This window comes from Gluconacetobacter entanii (genome assembly GCF_013155425.1).
Lineage (GTDB): Bacteria > Pseudomonadota > Alphaproteobacteria > Acetobacterales > Acetobacteraceae > Novacetimonas > Novacetimonas entanii.
Genome location: NZ_JABJWD010000097.1, coordinates 1 through 472, shown reverse-complemented (window position 1 = coordinate 472; position 472 = coordinate 1). Strand labels below are relative to the sequence as shown.

At 65.5% G+C, this 472-nt stretch carries 1 protein-coding gene; it reads right to left on the bottom strand.

Annotation, left to right across the window (positions count from 1 at the left end; translation table 11 throughout):
* On the bottom strand, positions 1 to 472 hold a 472-nt coding region (locus tag HNH97_RS15200; RefSeq protein WP_276509901.1), incomplete at both ends, for a 1-deoxy-D-xylulose-5-phosphate synthase N-terminal domain-containing protein.

The window sequence follows — 472 nt, the reverse complement described above, 5'->3', positions numbered from 1 at the left end:
GGACGGCATCGCCGCCGTGATCGCCACGATCCGGTCGTCCGCTTCCGCCTGGCGCAGCAGTTCGCGCGAGAAGACGGACGTGTAGGACGGTGGCCCGGCGGGGCCCTTCTTCTGCTCGCCGGTGACAACGTTGAACTTGGCGACGGCGTGGTACTTGTCACCTGCCGATTCGGCGGGGGTATAGCCGCGCCCCTTCTCTGTTATGACATGCAGCAGCACGGGGCCAAGGTCGTCCGCGTCGCGCAGGTTGCGCAGGATCTGGACAAGCTGCGTCATGTCATGCCCATCGACCGGGCCGACATAATAGAAGCCAAGTTCCTCGAACAGCGTGCCGCCGGTGATGATGCCGCGCGCATATTCGTCGGCCTTCTTCGCCGTGCGCTCCAGCCGGTCGGGCAGGCGCTTTGCCATCTTGGCGGCGAGGTCGCGCAGGCTGAGGAACTTGCGCGAGGACATCAGCCGCGAAAGGTAG